The sequence below is a fragment of the Halohasta litorea genome, from assembly GCF_024494645.1.
Taxonomy (GTDB): domain Archaea; phylum Halobacteriota; class Halobacteria; order Halobacteriales; family Haloferacaceae; genus Halohasta; species Halohasta litorea.
This window is the reverse complement of the sequence record NZ_JANHDJ010000004.1, coordinates 211367-227059: the sequence shown is the minus strand read 5'-3', so window position 1 is coordinate 227059 and position 15693 is coordinate 211367. Positions and strand designations below refer to the sequence as shown.

Here is a 15693-nt window from a genome sequence, read left to right as displayed (position 1 = left end):
GTGAGTACGAACCGTATGGCGGACGAAACAATATACAAATCCGAAACGAAACGGAGTCGGCGGTCGATCGCGACCTATCTGCGTCGGCTGGCGAAAGCACTCGGTCGAGGAAAGCCGGTGCCGGTCGACGACGAACAGACGGTGACGGTGACCCCGGCGGCCGAACCCGCAATGGAGATCGAGGTCGAAGAGGAAGGCGAAACCCTCAGTCTCGACATCGAGATGGAGTGGGAGGGCGAGGCCGACGACGTCGACACCGAGACCAACGTGAGCAAAGCGCGGTTCGAGCTGTACGAAGACCGGGAGGGCAAGTGGCGCTGGCGGCTGGTCCACCGCAACGGCAACATCATCGCCGACAGCGGCGAGGGGTACGCCTCCGCCCAGAAGGCCGAACAGGGACTCGACAGCGTCAAGCGGAATGCCCCCGGCGGCTACGTGGTCGACACCTCGAAGGACGACCACGAGGCGACCGTCGAGGAGGGCGGGAGCCACGCGACGTTCGAACTGTTCGCAGACAAGGGCGGCAAGTGGCGCTGGCGGCTCGTCCACGACAACGGCAACATCATCGCCGACGGCGGGCAGGGCTATGCCTCGAAACAGAAGGCCAAACAGGGACTCGACAGCGTCAAGACGAACGTTCGGGGTGCGCCAGTCGAACGCACGGAGTGAATGGAGAGGGCGTGTCGGTACCTGACGCGACAATTGATAGCGAATATTCGGTAGCAGACAGCATACCCATTTATTCGGGACGTCGTTGTACGTCCGGTATGAAGCTCGGCGTGCTCACCGTCCCGCTCGGCGACCAGCCAATCGACGACGCCCTCGCGTATCTCTCGGAACTCGGCGTAGAGGCTGTCGAGTTCGGCACTGGCGGCTATCCCGGCTCGGACCACCTCGACCGCTCCGGACTCCTGGACGACCCCGAGGCCCAGGGGGCGTTTCTCGACACGGTCGCCGAATACGACCTCGAAATCAGCGCGTTGGCGACCCACAACAACCCCCTCCATCCCGACGAGAGCCGCGCGGCCGAGGCCGACCGGGAGCTGCGGGAGACCGTCGATCTCGCCGCCCAGATGGGCGTCGACACCGTGACCTGTTTTTCGGGCCTTCCGGCGGGCGGGCCGAACGACGAGGTGCCCAACTGGATCACCGCGCCGTGGCCGACCGAACACCGTGAGGCCCACGAATACCAGTGGACGGTCGCCGAAAACTACTGGTCGGAACTCGCCGATCTCGCCGACCGGCAGGGCGTCGATATCGCCATCGAGATGCATCCCAATATGCTCGTCTACGAACCCCACGGCCTGCTCGAACTCCGCGAGCGAACCAACGAACGGCTCGGCGCGAACTTCGACCCCTCACACCTCTACTGGCAGGGGATCGACGTCACCGAGGCGATCCGACTCCTCGGGGACCACGACGCCATCCACCACGCCCACGCGAAAGACACCAAAATATACGAGTCACAGGCCCGTGAGAAGGGTGTCCTGGACACGACCTCCTACACCGAGGAGGCCGACCGCTCGTGGCTGTTCCGATCCATTGGCTACGGACATAGCGAGAGCCACTGGAAGGACATCGTCTCGACGCTCCGGATGGTCGGCTACGAGGGTGCGCTGTCGATCGAACACGAGGACTCGCTGACCTCGGCCACGGAGGGCCTCGAAAAGGCCGTCGACGTGCTCTCCCGCGCGCTCTTTACGACCGAACCCGGCGATGCCTACTGGGCGGCATAACCATGACGGAACCACTCACCATCGGGATGCTCGGCTACCGGTTTATGGGTCGAGCCCACTCGAACGCGATCGCTCGGTTGCCGATGTTCTTCCCCGACGCGCCCGCGGTCGAACGTCATACACTCATTGGCCGCGACGAGGAGGCGCTGGCCGAGGCGGCCGACCAGTTCGGATTTAACAACACTGCGACCGACTGGGAAGACGTGGTCGGCGAGGTCGACGTCTTCTACAACCTCGGGCCGAACCACCTCCACGCCGAGCCCTCGATTGCGGCCCTCGAAGCAGGCACTGCGGTACTCTGTGAGAAACCGCTCGCGCCGACCCTCGACGAGGCCGATCGAATGCGCGATGCGGCGGCGCAGGCGACGGTTCCGGCTGGCTGTGCCTTCAACTACCGCTTTTTACCGGCGATCCAGTACGCTAAGGGGCTGATCGCCGACGGCGAACTCGGCGAGATCCGTCACGTTCGTGGGCGGTATCTCCAGGACTGGCTCGTCGATTCAGAGGCACCGTGGGCCTGGCGGATGGACGCCGACCTCGCGGGGTCGGGCGCGCTCGGCGATCTGGGTGCCCACACGGTCGACCTCGTCCGCTTCCTCGTCGGCGACCGAACCGGTGGGATCGACCGCGTGTCGGGCCACCTCGAAACGTTCGTCGAGGAACGCCCCGTCTACGACGATGTGGGCGAAATCGAGGAGTATCGGCCAGTGACCGTCGACGACGCCTACACTGCACAGGCCGAGTTCGCCAACGGAGCCGTGGGGAGTTTCGAAGCCTCGCGGATGGCGACGGGTCACAAAAACGACCACACCATCGAGATTCATGGCTCCGAGGGGAGCCTGAAATTCGCCCTCGAACGGCTCAACGAGTTAGAAGTGCTAACCGGCGACAGTCGGGGCTACGAGACGGTGCTCGTGACGGAGGAAACCGACCCCTACGTCGACCACTGGTGGCCGCCGGGCCACACCATCGGCTGGGAGCACAGTTTCGTCCACGAAAACTTCGAGTTCCTCTCAGCAGTCGCCGAGGGAACCGAGTTCTCACCCTCCTTCGCCGAGGCCTATGAGGTCCAGGAGGTTCTCGATGGCATCGAGCAGGCCGACGAGCACGGCGAGTGGGTCAGCGTCGACAACGGTCAGGAGTGAAAAAACCGAAACGGTTTTTCATGACTACCGGGAGTGATAGCTATGGTAGAGGTAGAAGGATACGAAATTATCATCACCAGCATCCTCATTCTGCTGATCGGAACGGTTCTGTCGTACACTGGCTACCTCCAAGAGTCCCTCTCGCTGTTCATGTTTATGGCGATGGGGCTCGTTGGATTCCTGGCCGTGCGGGCGATCCGTGGCCGGAAGTTCGACTGGCGCTAGAACTCGTGGATGCCGGTCTCGGTGATGAGCTGGTCGATGTACTCGACAGGAGTGGCATCGTAGGCCGGGTTCTCGATCTCGATGCCTTCGACGGGTTCGAGCATGACTTCCGACGTCGAGCGGTGTTGATTCTCGAAGGCGAAGCCTTCCTCGATGACCTTGGCCCCTGAGCCGACGACGACAACTGGAACGCCGAGCTCCTGGGCGGTCGCCGCCAGCGGCAGCGTGCCGATCCGGTTATACAGGGTGTCGTCGACGATGCAGTCCATCCCGATGATGACGCGATCGCACTCCGAGAGGAAGTGCCCCAGCGCGCTGTCGACCATCAGATGCGGCTCGACCCGGTCGATCGCCGCGAGCATTCGGGCGGTTCCGCGGCCGATGTATCGGGGGCGGGCCTCCATTACGTAGGCCGTGAGGTAGTTGCCGTCGAGGGCGGCGGCTTCGACCGCCGCAAGCGCAGTCGAGGAAAAATCGTGCGTCAGAAAGGTTTCGCCGTCTTCGAAGGTTTCGGCGGCGTTGATCGCTGCCCGGCGCTTGCCGGTCTCGATATCCTCGACCACACGGTCGATCATCTCGCGGGTGAAGTCCTTGGCCTCCTCGACACTGTTGGACACATCTAACACCGAGCGTTCGACCGCCCGGACCGCATTGTGGAGCGACGCATGAGAGGGGTTGGCCCGTCGAAGCGCGCCCGCGTTGCGTTCGAGGTCGCGTTCGAACTCCTCGACGGAGGCGTACTCGCGGTCGAGTAGCTCCGAGAGCGCCTGTGTCGCCTTGATAGCGATCAGCGAGGAGCTGTGGCTCTGCATTCCTTGGATCTCCTCGACTGTCTCATCGATCATACAGGAACGTTCGTCCCTCGGCTCAAATGTGTTCCGGGCCAGTCTGCAGGCGGCCAATTATCAAACCGGTAATTTGCCACGGAAGATTTTTGAGACGGTAGCCCCCTGCGAACGGTACCCAGTAGCGATGCCTTCGACGCCGACTCGCCGACAGCCGCCCTGTAGTATCTGTGGCAACACTGTCGGAGCCCCGGCCGCCGGGTCCGTTCCGAACCCGGTCTGTGCGGTCTGCGACGGCCGGGCCGAAACCGAGGACGGTCGACCTGCCACCCGCGGCGAGCCCAACCCGGTCTTCATCGACGGCCACAAATGCTGGCGACAGTACACCGTCGAGCCCGGAGCGGGCCGCCGCGACCACCTGACGATGCGGGATGCGGTCGGTTGCGACTCCGTCCGCGAGTGTCTGCGCCGACACACCGATGAGGGTGGCGAGCCGATCGCGTGGTTCGCTCCTGGACCCTCCGGCGAGCCGCTGCAGATCCGGGCGGCCCCCGACTCCGGGGCGGCGCTCGAAGCGTTTTTCGACCAGTTCGACTCCTCGACGGCGTTTCGGATCGTCGGCGCGGAATCGGCGACGGAAGTCGAGACCAAGCGACCGTTCGCCGGGCCGACACGGCTTCCGGCGGCCGCGGTCGGGCTGACAGCGCCGCCCACCTTCGAATGCACGACGGTCGAACAGTCACCCCGGCAGATCCGAATCGCCCTGCCGGAGATCGCCGCGGTCGAAGCCGTCACGCGGGCGTCGCTCCCCACCCTCGACGAGGGGCCGCCCGACGACCGCGTCGACCGCTACCGACAGCTTGCGGCGGTCGCCCCCGGCCTCCTGGAGACCGACTCGCTGTGGCCGCTGATCGACGCCGAAGAGCAGGCGGTGCGGTACGACGCGATGCGGACCGTCGAATCGGTCGTCGACGACCGCCCCGAGGCCGGGCTGACCGCCGTCGACCGGTTGGCCGACCGGCTCGACGACGACCGGTCGATCCGGCTGTACGCCGTCCGGTCGCTGGCGACCGTCGCCGAGCGGTTCCCCGAAGCTGTCGTCGACGTAACCCCGGAAATCGTCGACCAACTGAACGCCGAAAGTTCGCTTCTGAACACGGCGGCTACCCAGTTCCTGTTGGCGGTCGCCGAACACGACCCCGCCGCGGCACTGGATGCCACCCCGGCGATCGCCTCGCTGTTGTCGCCGACGCCGACGCGGGCGCGTCGGCAGGCGCTGGCCGTGTTGAGCGTGATCGCCGAATCCTTCCCCGAGGAGGTCCGGCCGCTGGTGCCGCAGCTGTGTTCGCTGTTGGATGCCGACGACGACCCCTATCGGATCAGCTGTACCGCCGCCCTGGGCCACGTCACCTCGGCGTACCCCGACGCGGCGACGCCCGTGGTCCCGACGCTGTTGGATCAACTCGGTGCATATGATCCCGAACTACGCGGAAATTCGGTCGGTATTCTCGGCGACATCGCCCAGGGGTTCCCGATGGACGTTGCCCCCTACACCGAGGAGATCGCCCCGCTGTTGGACGACGACGATCCCACGGTGCGCTCGAACACGGCGGGCACCCTCGCCCGGATCGCCGAGGAGTACCCCGCCCGGATCGAGCCGTTCGTCCCGCGAACGATCGAACTCCTGGAGGACAGCTGGACGCGGAGTCGGGTCCACGCCTGCTGGGTGTTGGGCCACTGCGAGGCGGACGAGGCCGTCGACCCGCTGACTGAACACCGCCGGGAGGACCCCAGCGAGGCCGTCCGGGCGCGGGCAGCGTGGGCGCTCGAACGGATCGGCTGATTCACAGGACCACACAAAGTAAGCCCCTCGACGCCCTACTCCCGGTATGTCATTCCCGGTCACTTACTACTGCCCGCACTGCGAGACGCTAGTCGAACTCGAACGCGACGGCTATCTCGCAGATAAGGCGGTAACACCGTTCCCCTTCGAGGGGTGGCGCTACGTCTCACCCGACGAACCCTTCGAAGATCGGGAGGACGTCGACGGCGTCGAGTTCGTCTGCGGCGAGGACGGCACGCTTAAAAACGACGGCGGGGGCTGCGGGGAGACGTTCTATCTCAGTTTCGTCAAGTTCGAAGACGGCGAGGAGGTCGACCCGCGCAAGCCGAGCGAGCGGGTCGAAATCGCCGATGAGGGGCCGCGATCGACGCGAGGTCCCAGCGGGCCATCAGGACCGTCGGGACCGGGCGGAAGCGGCGGCTTCTGGTAAGTGGGTGTTTCTGGTGGCGTGGTTTCGGGCGTCAGGGTGGCGCAGCGGTCGGGACGCGGCTCGGGCTCTCGTCGGCGTCCTCGACGCCATAGATCGATTCGAGTTCGTCGACCGTGCGGTCGATGGAGAACGCTTCGACGACGGATCGGGTCTCTTTCGGTTCGAGCAGACATTCCCTGACCGCCCGCTTCATGTCGTCGATGTCTTGGTAGGTGAATCGCGCACCGTTCTCCCGGCCGATAGTTTCGTCGAACGGCTGGACGTCGGCGGCGGCCACTGGCGTGCCACAGGCGTTGGCCTCCAGGGTCGATAAGCCGAGGGTATCGCAGGTCGAGGCGGTCACGAACACGTCCAGCGAGGAGTAAAAGGTCGGCAGCTGTTCGCGGGGCATGAAGTCCCGAAACGTCACGTTGTCGGGGGCGATAGCTTCGAGGTGCTTCCGAGCAGGGCCCTCGCCGACGAGCTCGAACCGGTAGTCGGGACAGGCCTCGGCCAGCCGGACGATCTCGTCGAGGTTCTTTTTCGTGCTCATCCGCCCGCTGTAGCCGACGATCGGCCTGTCGTCGTCGAACAGCGTGTCGGGCTGGGGCTCGAAAAAGTCCATTTCGATGCCGACCGGGAGCTGGTGGGGGTCGACGTTTCGCCGGATGCGCGATGTGGAGGCGGTCACACAGTCGAAGGAGTTCAAAAACCGGTTCTCGTAGGCGACATACAGATCCCCGACGCGCTGGGAGAGCGACTCGAAGCGGAGCGCCCGAATGAGGTAGTCCTCGATCGGCGTGTGGTGGGTGTACACCGATTTGCAGCCGTGTTTTTTGGCGTAGCGCCGACCCATCAGGCCGGTCGTCGCCGGACCGTGACAGTGAACGACATCCAGTTCGGGCAGCGTCGAGAGCCGCCGGTAGATCGGCAGTCGGTACTGCTTATAAAAGGGGTTGGGGAGCGCAGGGACGGGAATCTCGTATTCGCTCGGCTCGTGGCTACTCTCGGGGTAGACGACGTACACCTCGTGGCCGCGGGCTTCCAGCCGCTCGCGCCACGCCTTGATCGTGTAGGTGACCCCGTCGATCCCCGGGAAGTAGCTATCGGTGAAAAAGCCGATTCTCATTCGATTGGGTATCCTGTTTGTCGACCTCGTTTTTACATCTACCGAGATACGTCCGCGAATGTGTCAAATATTGCGTACCAATGTGTCGACGAACTCGGGCGCGCCGTTCTCGAAGTCCGGCTGTTCGTCGGCGGTACAGTAGTAGGAGACCGCATCGAGTACGGCCTCGACGGAGGTCGCCTGTGAGACGCCCTCGATATCCAGTGCGTCGGCCCGCGCTGCGAGGGCTTTCTGGAACGGCAGGAAGGGATAGATAACACACGGGGTCCCCGCGACGACCGTATCGGCAATAGAAGAAAAGCCGGTACAGACGACGACATCCGCCGCCGCCGTGTAGGGCGTCATCGCCGGTTTCGTCTCCCACTCGTCGTCGCCCACCGTTCGCACATCGTACCCCATGCGTTCGAGTCGTCGACGGATCTCGTCGAAATCCTCGCCGTGGGTGCCCGGATTTAAGAGGACATCGTAGGGTTCGACTTCGTCGTCCGGGTCGCCCTCCTGGGCCAGCGGGCCGACGCGGGTGATTCTCTCGGGATCGGGCTCGTCTTTCCAAAGGGAGGTGACGAGGATTCCTTCGGCAAACTGCAGCGACGTCCGATTATAGATTTCGAGGGGGATGCCCCACCGGCGGTCGAAGAGGTCGGTCGTCAGGTGGTCGATGCGGTAGAAATCGATGTCCTGGAGGATCGCCACAAAGGCCGCGAAGATGTCGTCGGTCACCAGCACGTCGGGGTCCTCGTCGTCAAGCCACCGATACAGCTCACGGAAGCGGCGCACCGAAGAGGGGATCAGATCGAACAGGGTGTGTTCGAGAAAGGCGCGGGGCGTGCTGCCCTTGACGGCGACTTTGGTAAGGTCGGGCTGGTCGAATCCGTTCATGTCGACGAACGGCTCGCCTTGGCCGCCGCCGCCGATGGCGACGTCGACGCCGCGGGCTTCGAGTTCCTTGGCGACGGGAATGCTTCTGGCCGCGTGGCCCGCCCCATCACACCAGTAGACGATCGCTACTTTCGTACTCATAGACGGCTCTGTCTGTTCCCACCAGGTGCACAAATATAAACTGCCCGTGACTGTCGAACAGTCGCAACCAGAGTGACTAACTACTCGCTACCGTTTGGTAGGGATATGAGCGACGCCACTTCCGGGCGGAACAACGTCGTCTTCCTCGTGTTGGACTCGCTGCGGACCGACCGCGTCTCGGCATACAACGAGGGCATCGACTTCACCGACCATATCGACGAGCTGGTCGACTCCTCAATCGTCTTCGAGAACGCCGTCACCCAGGCCCCCTGGACCCTGCCCTCGCATGCCTCGATGTTCACCGGCCAGTATCCGTGGGACCATGGCACCACACAGGCCCGCAGCTACGCCACGGGCGACGAAGAGACGTTTATCGGCCAACTTCGCGAGGCGGGCTACACCACTGGCGCGGTCACGCCGAACGTCTGGATCACCCCACACAAGGGAATGACTGAGGATTGCGATACGGTCGAAAACTTCCTTGGCAGCGCGGACAACTCACTGAGCCGCCGGATCTCGAAGTTCACGACCAAGCTCTACGACAGCCTCGGCACCCTCCCCAAGCGAATCCTCGGCCGCCAACTCGACCGGGCCTTCCGGCTGTTCGGCGTCGACGACTCGTGTAAATCCGAGGAGACGGTCGGAGCCGTCGAGGCGTACCTCGGCGACAGAGAGCCCGACGAGAACTTCTTCCTCTACGTGAATCTGATGGAGCCCCACGAGCCGTATCATCCGCCCCAGCGGTACGTCGATACACATGGCGTCACCGACGAGTCGGTCATTCCCCACCGGCAGAAGGATATGTTCACCAAGGACGATATCGATTACGAGGAACTCCGGCGGATGTACGACGCTTCGGTCGACTACACCGACGATCTGGTCGGCCGAATCACGAGCGCGCTGGAAGCCAACGATCTCGACGACGATACGGTCGTCGTGCTGCTGTCGGACCACGGCCAAGCACTCGGCGAGGACGGTGTCTTCGGCCACCAGTTCACCGTCGCCGAGCCGGTGATCAACACGGTGCTGATGGTCGATCACCCCGACCTCGATGGACGGCGCGAGAAGCGCCCGTTCGAACTCCGGCGACTGTCCGATCTCGTCCCCTACTGGGCCGGGATCGAGCCGACCGAACCCAACGCCTTCGGCGAGACGATTCGGGGCGGCTACGAGTTCCCCGAGAACTTCACCGGCTACATTCCAAGCGACCAGTGGGACGACTACTACCGGCAGGCCAGATACGTCAAACGCGACGGCACAAAGGTCGTCAAATCAACCGACGAAGACGGGAACGCACGCTACGAGGCCGTTGATCTCGACACCGGCGAGGAGATCCCGGTTCCCGAGGACCTGAAACGCGAAGTCGACGCGATCGGCGACGTCGACGTTGGCGACACGGGCGACGATTCCGACGAGCAAGACGGCGAGGCGGTCGACGACGAGATCGAAGACCGGCTCGAAGCACTCGGCTACCGGTAGTTCTCCGTGGCGGAAACAGCCGCCACAGAACAAAGGCATCTTATATTGCTGTGCCGAACGCTTCGGCAAATAGACTGGTCCGCACAGTGGTCAGTGACTTCCCACATATGAACCTCTCACTCGGCGACGACTGGAAATCGAACAAGTGGCTCTGGTATGCCATCACGGGGCTGCTGTTCGTCGGACTGCTGTATTTCGCCGATGCCGAGCGGTTCGTAACCACGCTCAATCAGGTCGATATTCCGCTGTTTGCGGTGGCGGTGGCGGTCGGCTTCTCCTCATTGGGGGTCTGGGCGTGGGTCTGGTACCGGTTTTTCGGCCAGCTGGCGATCCGGTCGACGGTCTCACAGACGCTGCGGATGTTCATGACAGGCCACTTCCTGAACTCGATCACGCCGCTGGGACAGTTCGGCGGCGAACCGATCATGGCCTACATCATCTCGGAGACGACCGACTCCGAATACGAGCGATCGCTGACCGCCGTGGTCTCCTCCGATATCATCAACGCCGCCCCGTTTTTTACGTTCACCCTCGGCGGCATCCTCTATCTGGCCGTCTTCGGGACGCTTGCGGGGTTCCTCGTCGACATCGGTATCATTGCAACCGTTATCCTGACCGTCGGCGGACTGGTCGCCTATCTGCTCTGGTCGGACAACGGCACGCTCACTGAATCGGTCCACGGTCTCCTGGACTGGTTCGAAGCCCGAGTCGGACGGTTCGAGGGCGTCTTCGACTCCCTGAAAGACAGTGTCGAACGGATCGAAGAATCGTTTCAGGCCGCGGGCAACGACCGGCGGTTCCTCGCCGAGACGGCCGCGGTCTCACATCTCGCCATCGTCGCCCAGATCGCCTCGCTGTACTTTGTCTTCCTGTCGATGGGCATCGAGCCGCGGTTCGTCCCCATCTACTTCCTGGTGACGCTGTCGACGGTCGCCACGCTGTCGCCGACCCCCGGCGGCTCGGGCACCTACGAGGCGGCCTTCTCGGGGCTGATGACGTTCTTCTATTCGGTTGATCTGGCGACCGCCCTGAGCGCGGCCGTCCTGTTCCGGCTGACGACCTACTGGCCGGGGATCGTCGTCGGATACGTGTCGATGCTGACCCTCCGTGACGAGACTGGCGGCGACCCGGTGCCTGATCGAGAGTAGCCGACCTGCGAGCGGTTCAGCCCTTTATATTGCAGACCGGGAACGTCCGGGCGACCGCATCGCCGATCCCGAGCTCCTCGGAGACCCGAACCACTTCGTCGACGTCCTTATATACGCCAGGAGCCTCCTCGGCGATCGTCGCGCCACTTTGGGCTTTGACGTAGATCTGGTTTTGTTCCTGGAGTTCGTCCTGGACGGTCTCGCCCCAGTAGTCCTGTTTGGCCTGCGTCCGACTCATCGTCCGGCCCGCGCCGTGGGCCGTCGAACCGAACGTTTCTTGCATCGACTCCGCGCCGCCGCGGAGGACGTAGCTCCCCGCGCCCATGCTGCCGGGAATGATGACCGGCTGGCCCACGTCGCGGTAGGCCCGCGGGACCTCCTCGCGGCCCGCGGGGAAGGCTCGGGTCGCGCCCTTCCGGTGGACGTACAGTTCACGGGTCTCGCCGTCGACGTCGTGGGGCTCCTTTTTGGCGATGTTGTGAGCCACGTCGTACAGCAGTTCCATCTCCATGTCCTGCCAGTCGCGGCCGAAGACGCGCTCGAAGACCTTGCGGGTCTGGTGGGTGATCAGCTGGCGGTTGACCCACGCGAAGTTGATCGCCGCGCCCATCGCGCCGTAGTACTCGGCGGCGAGTTCGCTTCCCGCGGGCGCGGCCGCGAGGTCCTTGTCGGGCAACTCCGCGAGCAGATCGCCGTGCCGTTGCTCGATTTTCCGGACGTAGTCCGAACAGACTTGGTGGCCTAGACCCCTGCTTCCGCAGTGAATGAGGACGACGATCTGGTCGGCTTCGAGACCGAACGCCTCGGCCACGTCTTCCTTATAAATGTCCGTCACGCGCTGGACCTCCAGGAAGTGGTTGCCCGAGCCGAGGCTCCCGACCTGATTCTTGCCGCGATTTTTCGCCTTCTCGGAGACGGCGTCGGCGTCGGCGTTGGGCCGGCGGCCCTCGTCCTCGCAGTGGAGCCGGTCGGCCTCGGTGGCGTACCCTTCTTCGATCGCCCAGTCGAGGCCGCGTTCGAGGATCTCCTCGACGGTTTTGACGTCGGTTTCGACGACGCCACCGCCGCCGAGGCCGGAGGGGACGTTCTCGAAGAGGGTCTCGACGAGTTCCTCCTCGTTCCCTTGGAGGTCCTCGTAGGTGAGGTTCGTCCGGATCATGCGGACGCCGCAGTTGATGTCGAAGCCCACGGCGCCGGGCGAGATACAGCCCTCCTCGGCGTCGATCGCGCCGACGCCGCCGACCGGGAACCCATACCCCTGGTGGCCATCGGGCATACAGAGGGCGTACTTCTGCATGCCCGGCAGCTGGGTGGCGTTTTTCAGCTGCTGGAGGGTTTTGTCGTCGCCGATCTGTTCGAGCAGTTCCTCGCTGGCGAGGACGCGTGCGGGGACGCGCATCTCGCCGGATTTGGGGATCTCCCAGACGTGTTCCCGAACCCGTTCCAGCGTGATGTCCTGGAACTCGCGTGTCGTAGTCATAGTGGGCAATCGGCGGCCGGGGTGAAAGAGGGTTGCGTCAGCCGCCGGATGGGGTGCCGAGGCTCAGTCGTCGGTGGGCGTCTCGTCAGCTGGCTCCGGCTCGGTGAGATCGGCCGCTCGCGTGGCAACCTCGTTGGCGGTCCGAATCCGCTCGGCGAGCCACGCATCGAACGAGTAGGGACCCGCCCCCGTGATCAGCAGCGCCGACACGAGACCGAAAAGCGAGATGTGGGCCACCACGGGGTCGTCCGGCAGGCCGAACAGCGTGGTCGTAAAGAGGCCGAACGCCACCAGCGAGAAACCCCGCGTAAAGGCACCCGCAATGAGCATCACGCCAACGAGGGCTTCAGTGAGTCCGGCTCCGATCACCCACAGCGCGGGGTCGACCGGCACGATCGCGGTGAGATCGTACTTCTCGACGACCGCCAGCGCCTCGCCGGGGCGCATCAGCTTCTGGGTGATCCCGAGATAGATGAAGGCGATCCCGATCCCGACCCGGAGGACGACCGGGGCCAGTTCTTTATACGGCTTGATTCGCGTGGCGAAGGGGACCGCCACCCGGCGGTAGAAGGGGTCGAACTGCGAGTAGAGGGTCTTGTCGTCGTCGGCCATCCGGGCGATAACGGCGTCGGCGCTGGGCCGACCGCCGCCGACGAGCGCGACCGCCAAGAGTCCAGGAACGTACTCGAAGGCCAACAGGAGCCCCGGGTGCGACGGGAGGGCGACCAGATAGACGAACAGGGCCCAAACGGCCGTTACCCGCGTTGCCAGCCCAAAGAGGAGGAAGAAGCCGACCGAGATGCCGAACAGCCGCAGTGCCGTGGGGTACGGCAACGTGACCGAGGGGCTGAACAGGTAGCCCTGAAACCCCGCGGCGATCAGCGGCATCCCCATGCTGAGCCGGAGCAACCACCCCAACAGATCACGGTAGTCGTCCATCGCCGCCCGGAACGCCGCGATATCCGCGGGGAACGGTCGGAGGTACAGATAGCCGCCGATTCCCGCGAGGACCGCGATGAAACCGACCAGCAAGGTTCCGACGATGAACGGGGTGGTGAACGCCGCGACGAGGAAGTCGACGACGTTTGCGGGCTGGCTGCCGGGTGGCCTCACGTACTCGACGTGGGCGGTTGCCGAACCGACGAAGGCGACGAGCGCGGCCAGTAGGGCAACACTACCCCCGAGGAGGCGACGATTGGTGTGCATACCACCTCTAGGTACTTCGGGGTTCTAACTGCAGCGGTTTTCTCAGTTCGCCGGTAGGTGTCTCTCACAAACATACCTGAAATACGCGGTCGATCAATCGCTCTCGACAGTCAGCACTCGACTGAACCGTTCACAACTGTTTTTTATCGAATCGGAGTACGAAACACCACCCAAATGTCGTCCCCACGGAAGCTCGGTCTGTTTGGTGTGATCCACATAGACCGACTCAGCAAAGTAACACGGGAACTGGAGGCGTTCGTCGGCGATAGCGAGACGATCTTCATCGAGTCACCCACCGATTCGATGGGCCTCCGGCAGTACGGCTCGCTGTTCGCGCGGGTGCCCGCCTACGCCTTCGGCGCGCTGCTGTTACAGCTCGCCATTTATACGCCGCTGTTTCTCCTGTTTAATCGCGATCTGCTCCCGACCGAGTTGGCCGCCGCCCGACGCGTCGCCGACAGCAACGGGCTGTCGGTGCAGGCCGTCGACGAACATCCCAACGAGACGCTGAGTCGGGCCGGACCGCGGCTGATCGTCCTCAACTGGCTCGTGTTTGGAGTGGTAGGGTGGCTTGAACCAGTGGCGACGGCAGCAACGGCCGCGGTCGCGGTCGGCGGCGGGCTGGTCCCGATTTTGATCAGACGCCGCGGCCACCGGTACGGGGGCCTCGCTGCGGCCATCTGTGGGCTCGGTCTCGCGGGCTGGCTGGTGGCCGAAGGGTTGTGGTCAGTTTGGCTGTTCTGCTGTGGGCTGCTGTTCGTCGTGGTGATCGTCTGGACGCTCGATCACCGAAACGAAGTTATGCTCGATCGGATCGAAGAACGGTCGACCGAGGCGGACTACGACGAAGCGGTCCTCGTCACGGGGAAGGCTCATCTCGGGGGGTTGGCCTCCCTCGCCAGCGGTCAGGAGCTCGCAGTTCCCCGCGTCCACATCTCACGATGGCTGCGCGCCGGAACAACGATCACCGACTTCGAGCCCGAGGATCTCCCGACCATCGGCAGGAAAACACTCGCCCCCACTAACGACCTCACCCCGAACTCCGGGCTGGGGCCGCTGGCCCGACGCGTCGGCGCGGCCGTGGTGGATCTGCTGGTCGTTGGAATTCCGACGGCAGTGCTCTGGGTCGTCTTCGCCGTCGTCGCCTCGATTGCCACCAGCGACCCGACAGCCACGGTCGGGGCGGTACTGATCGGATTCCCGGCCGTGATGGTGGTCGGCTACCACGTCCTCCTGGAGTGGCGTTTCGGGACGACAGTCGGCAAACGGCTCTTTGGCCTGGTGGTCGTCGACCGCGCAGGCGACGATATCTCGGGTCGTTCGGCACTGGCTCGGAACCTCCTGCGGCCGGTGAGCCTGCTGGGTGGCTATCTTGTCGGCGGCCTGCTGGTGGCTGTGACGAGCCGCCACCAGCATCTCGGCGATCGGCTCGCCGGGACTGTCGTCGTCGCAGGCGATCGATCGACCGACAGCTCGGCGGAACCCGACGATACTGGGACAACAGAGTCGGCACAGTCGAACCAGCCGCCAGCCGCCAGTAATAGCTGATCGGTTTACACGTCGAAGACGACGTAGCCGTACCATTCGTCGTCGCGCTGCTCGACGACCATCTCGGAGTAGGTGACGGCCTTGATCTCGCGGGCCGTGACTTCGGCCAGCGGGACGCCGCGGGCGCTGGCAGTGACGCGCCACTCCCCACCTGGTGTTTCGGGGTCCTGGACGGTCGCCTCGTTGTCGACCGGCAATACCAGCCGAACGTCCCGCTCGTAGATGAGTTGGTCGAGATACTCATACAGGAGGGCTTCGACCGACTCCGCGCGGCACTCGATTTCGAAGCGGTCGCCGCCGCTGGTGGGGACCGACTCGCACATCGCCGCGGCGAGTCCCTCGGCGATCGCCCCAAAGAGGCCGCCGAGCTCCGGCGCGGTTGCCTCGACGGCGATGTCGGCGGTGTGCTCCCGGAGCGTGTAGCTCATTAGTGGCCAGTCGGCCCCGGTCGACATGACGGCTTCGACTCCCGGCGACCCACCCGAGGGACGACCAGTGGCCCGGAGGAGTTAATATGCTTGTGGGCGCTATAGCTACAGT

At 64.2% G+C, this 15693-nt stretch carries 15 protein-coding genes; 9 read left to right on the top strand and 6 right to left on the bottom strand.

Annotated elements, in window-relative coordinates; genetic code table 11:
- Window positions 1-15: 15 nt before the first annotated feature.
- From NO877_RS11520 to NO877_RS11505, 4 genes are all read left to right on the top strand, one after another.
- Window positions 16-669, top strand: a complete 654-nt coding sequence (locus NO877_RS11520) for an HVO_2922 family protein (RefSeq protein ID WP_256396488.1) — start codon at window positions 16-18, stop codon at window positions 667-669.
- Window positions 670-767: 98 nt separating this feature from the next.
- Window positions 768-1736 carry a sugar phosphate isomerase/epimerase family protein gene (locus NO877_RS11515; protein ID WP_256396487.1) on the top strand — a complete coding sequence of 323 codons (969 nt, stop codon included), beginning with the start codon at window positions 768-770 and terminating at the stop codon, window positions 1734-1736.
- A 2-nt stretch (window positions 1737-1738) separates the two neighbouring features.
- Window positions 1739-2881 carry a Gfo/Idh/MocA family protein gene (locus NO877_RS11510; protein ID WP_256396486.1) on the top strand — a complete coding sequence of 381 codons (1143 nt, stop codon included), beginning with the start codon at window positions 1739-1741 and terminating at the stop codon, window positions 2879-2881.
- Between the two features lie 42 nt (window positions 2882-2923).
- Window positions 2924-3106, top strand: coding sequence for a hypothetical protein (locus NO877_RS11505; RefSeq protein ID WP_256396485.1), 183 nt, complete (start codon window positions 2924-2926; stop codon window positions 3104-3106).
- On the opposite strand, the gene NO877_RS11500 is transcribed toward NO877_RS11505, so the two are convergent.
- Window positions 3103-3951 (bottom strand): eIF2B alpha/beta/delta subunit family protein, encoded by an 849-nt coding sequence (locus NO877_RS11500; protein ID WP_256396484.1) that lies wholly within the window; start codon window positions 3949-3951, stop codon window positions 3103-3105. The genes NO877_RS11505 and NO877_RS11500 overlap by 4 nt on opposite strands.
- A gap of 127 nt (window positions 3952-4078) precedes the next feature.
- On the opposite strand from NO877_RS11500, the gene NO877_RS11495 reads away from it, so the two are divergent.
- Window positions 4079-5734, top strand: coding sequence for a HEAT repeat domain-containing protein (locus NO877_RS11495; RefSeq protein WP_256396483.1), 1656 nt, complete (start codon window positions 4079-4081; stop codon window positions 5732-5734).
- Between the two features lie 46 nt (window positions 5735-5780).
- Window positions 5781-6164 (top strand): DUF7969 family protein, encoded by a 384-nt coding sequence (locus NO877_RS11490; protein WP_256396482.1) that lies wholly within the window; start codon window positions 5781-5783, stop codon window positions 6162-6164.
- A gap of 31 nt (window positions 6165-6195) precedes the next feature.
- Here NO877_RS11490 and NO877_RS11485 read toward each other — a convergent pair whose 3' ends face one another.
- Both NO877_RS11485 and NO877_RS11480 read right to left on the bottom strand, forming a co-directional pair.
- The gene (locus NO877_RS11485) at window positions 6196-7272 is read right to left on the bottom strand and encodes a glycosyltransferase (protein WP_256396481.1); all 1077 of its coding nucleotides are present in this window, start codon (window positions 7270-7272) and stop codon (window positions 6196-6198) included.
- Window positions 7273-7335: 63 nt separating this feature from the next.
- Window positions 7336-8292, bottom strand: coding sequence for a glycosyltransferase (locus NO877_RS11480; RefSeq protein ID WP_256396480.1), 957 nt, complete (start codon window positions 8290-8292; stop codon window positions 7336-7338).
- A gap of 105 nt (window positions 8293-8397) precedes the next feature.
- Between NO877_RS11480 and NO877_RS11475 the strand changes: the two genes are divergently transcribed.
- Together NO877_RS11475 and NO877_RS11470 are read left to right on the top strand one after the other, a co-directional pair.
- On the top strand, window positions 8398-9771 hold the full coding sequence (locus NO877_RS11475; RefSeq protein WP_256396479.1) for a sulfatase: 1374 nt from the start codon (window positions 8398-8400) through the stop codon (window positions 9769-9771).
- Between the two features lie 107 nt (window positions 9772-9878).
- Entirely contained in the window at window positions 9879-10919 is a 1041-nt protein-coding gene (locus tag NO877_RS11470; protein ID WP_256396478.1) for a lysylphosphatidylglycerol synthase transmembrane domain-containing protein, read from the top strand.
- Window positions 10920-10935: 16 nt separating this feature from the next.
- Here the strand turns inward: NO877_RS11470 and NO877_RS11465 are convergent, their stop codons facing one another.
- Both NO877_RS11465 and NO877_RS11460 read right to left on the bottom strand, forming a co-directional pair.
- Window positions 10936-12399 (bottom strand): RtcB family protein, encoded by a 1464-nt coding sequence (locus tag NO877_RS11465; RefSeq protein ID WP_256396477.1) that lies wholly within the window; start codon window positions 12397-12399, stop codon window positions 10936-10938.
- A 63-nt stretch (window positions 12400-12462) separates the two neighbouring features.
- On the bottom strand, window positions 12463-13605 hold the full coding sequence (locus tag NO877_RS11460) for a DoxX family protein (protein ID WP_256396476.1): 1143 nt from the start codon (window positions 13603-13605) through the stop codon (window positions 12463-12465).
- A 174-nt stretch (window positions 13606-13779) separates the two neighbouring features.
- Here NO877_RS11460 and NO877_RS11455 point away from each other — a divergent pair, with 174 nt between their 5' ends.
- A complete protein-coding gene (locus NO877_RS11455) occupies window positions 13780-15153 on the top strand; it encodes an RDD family protein (protein WP_256396475.1) in 1374 nt (457 codons plus the stop codon).
- A 5-nt stretch (window positions 15154-15158) separates the two neighbouring features.
- On the opposite strand, the gene NO877_RS11450 is transcribed toward NO877_RS11455, so the two are convergent.
- Window positions 15159-15581, bottom strand: coding sequence for an archease (locus NO877_RS11450; RefSeq protein ID WP_256396474.1), 423 nt, complete (start codon window positions 15579-15581; stop codon window positions 15159-15161).
- Between the last annotated feature and the right edge of the window lie 112 nt (window positions 15582-15693).

Coding starts and splice junctions, on each gene's coding strand:
- NO877_RS11520 (WP_256396488.1), top strand. CDS start 16: ATGGCGGACGAAACAATATACAAATCCGAAACGAAACGGAGTCGGCGG.
- NO877_RS11515 (WP_256396487.1), top strand. CDS start 768: ATGAAGCTCGGCGTGCTCACCGTCCCGCTCGGCGACCAGCCAATCGAC.
- NO877_RS11510 (WP_256396486.1), top strand. CDS start 1,739: ATGACGGAACCACTCACCATCGGGATGCTCGGCTACCGGTTTATGGGT.
- NO877_RS11505 (WP_256396485.1), top strand. CDS start 2,924: ATGGTAGAGGTAGAAGGATACGAAATTATCATCACCAGCATCCTCATT.
- NO877_RS11500 (WP_256396484.1), bottom strand. CDS start 3,951: ATGATCGATGAGACAGTCGAGGAGATCCAAGGAATGCAGAGCCACAGC.
- NO877_RS11495 (WP_256396483.1), top strand. CDS start 4,079: ATGCCTTCGACGCCGACTCGCCGACAGCCGCCCTGTAGTATCTGTGGC.
- NO877_RS11490 (WP_256396482.1), top strand. CDS start 5,781: ATGTCATTCCCGGTCACTTACTACTGCCCGCACTGCGAGACGCTAGTC.
- NO877_RS11485 (WP_256396481.1), bottom strand. CDS start 7,272: ATGAGAATCGGCTTTTTCACCGATAGCTACTTCCCGGGGATCGACGGG.
- NO877_RS11480 (WP_256396480.1), bottom strand. CDS start 8,292: ATGAGTACGAAAGTAGCGATCGTCTACTGGTGTGATGGGGCGGGCCAC.
- NO877_RS11475 (WP_256396479.1), top strand. CDS start 8,398: ATGAGCGACGCCACTTCCGGGCGGAACAACGTCGTCTTCCTCGTGTTG.
- NO877_RS11470 (WP_256396478.1), top strand. CDS start 9,879: ATGAACCTCTCACTCGGCGACGACTGGAAATCGAACAAGTGGCTCTGG.
- NO877_RS11465 (WP_256396477.1), bottom strand. CDS start 12,399: ATGACTACGACACGCGAGTTCCAGGACATCACGCTGGAACGGGTTCGG.
- NO877_RS11460 (WP_256396476.1), bottom strand. CDS start 13,605: ATGCACACCAATCGTCGCCTCCTCGGGGGTAGTGTTGCCCTACTGGCC.
- NO877_RS11455 (WP_256396475.1), top strand. CDS start 13,780: ATGTCGTCCCCACGGAAGCTCGGTCTGTTTGGTGTGATCCACATAGAC.
- NO877_RS11450 (WP_256396474.1), bottom strand. CDS start 15,581: ATGAGCTACACGCTCCGGGAGCACACCGCCGACATCGCCGTCGAGGCA.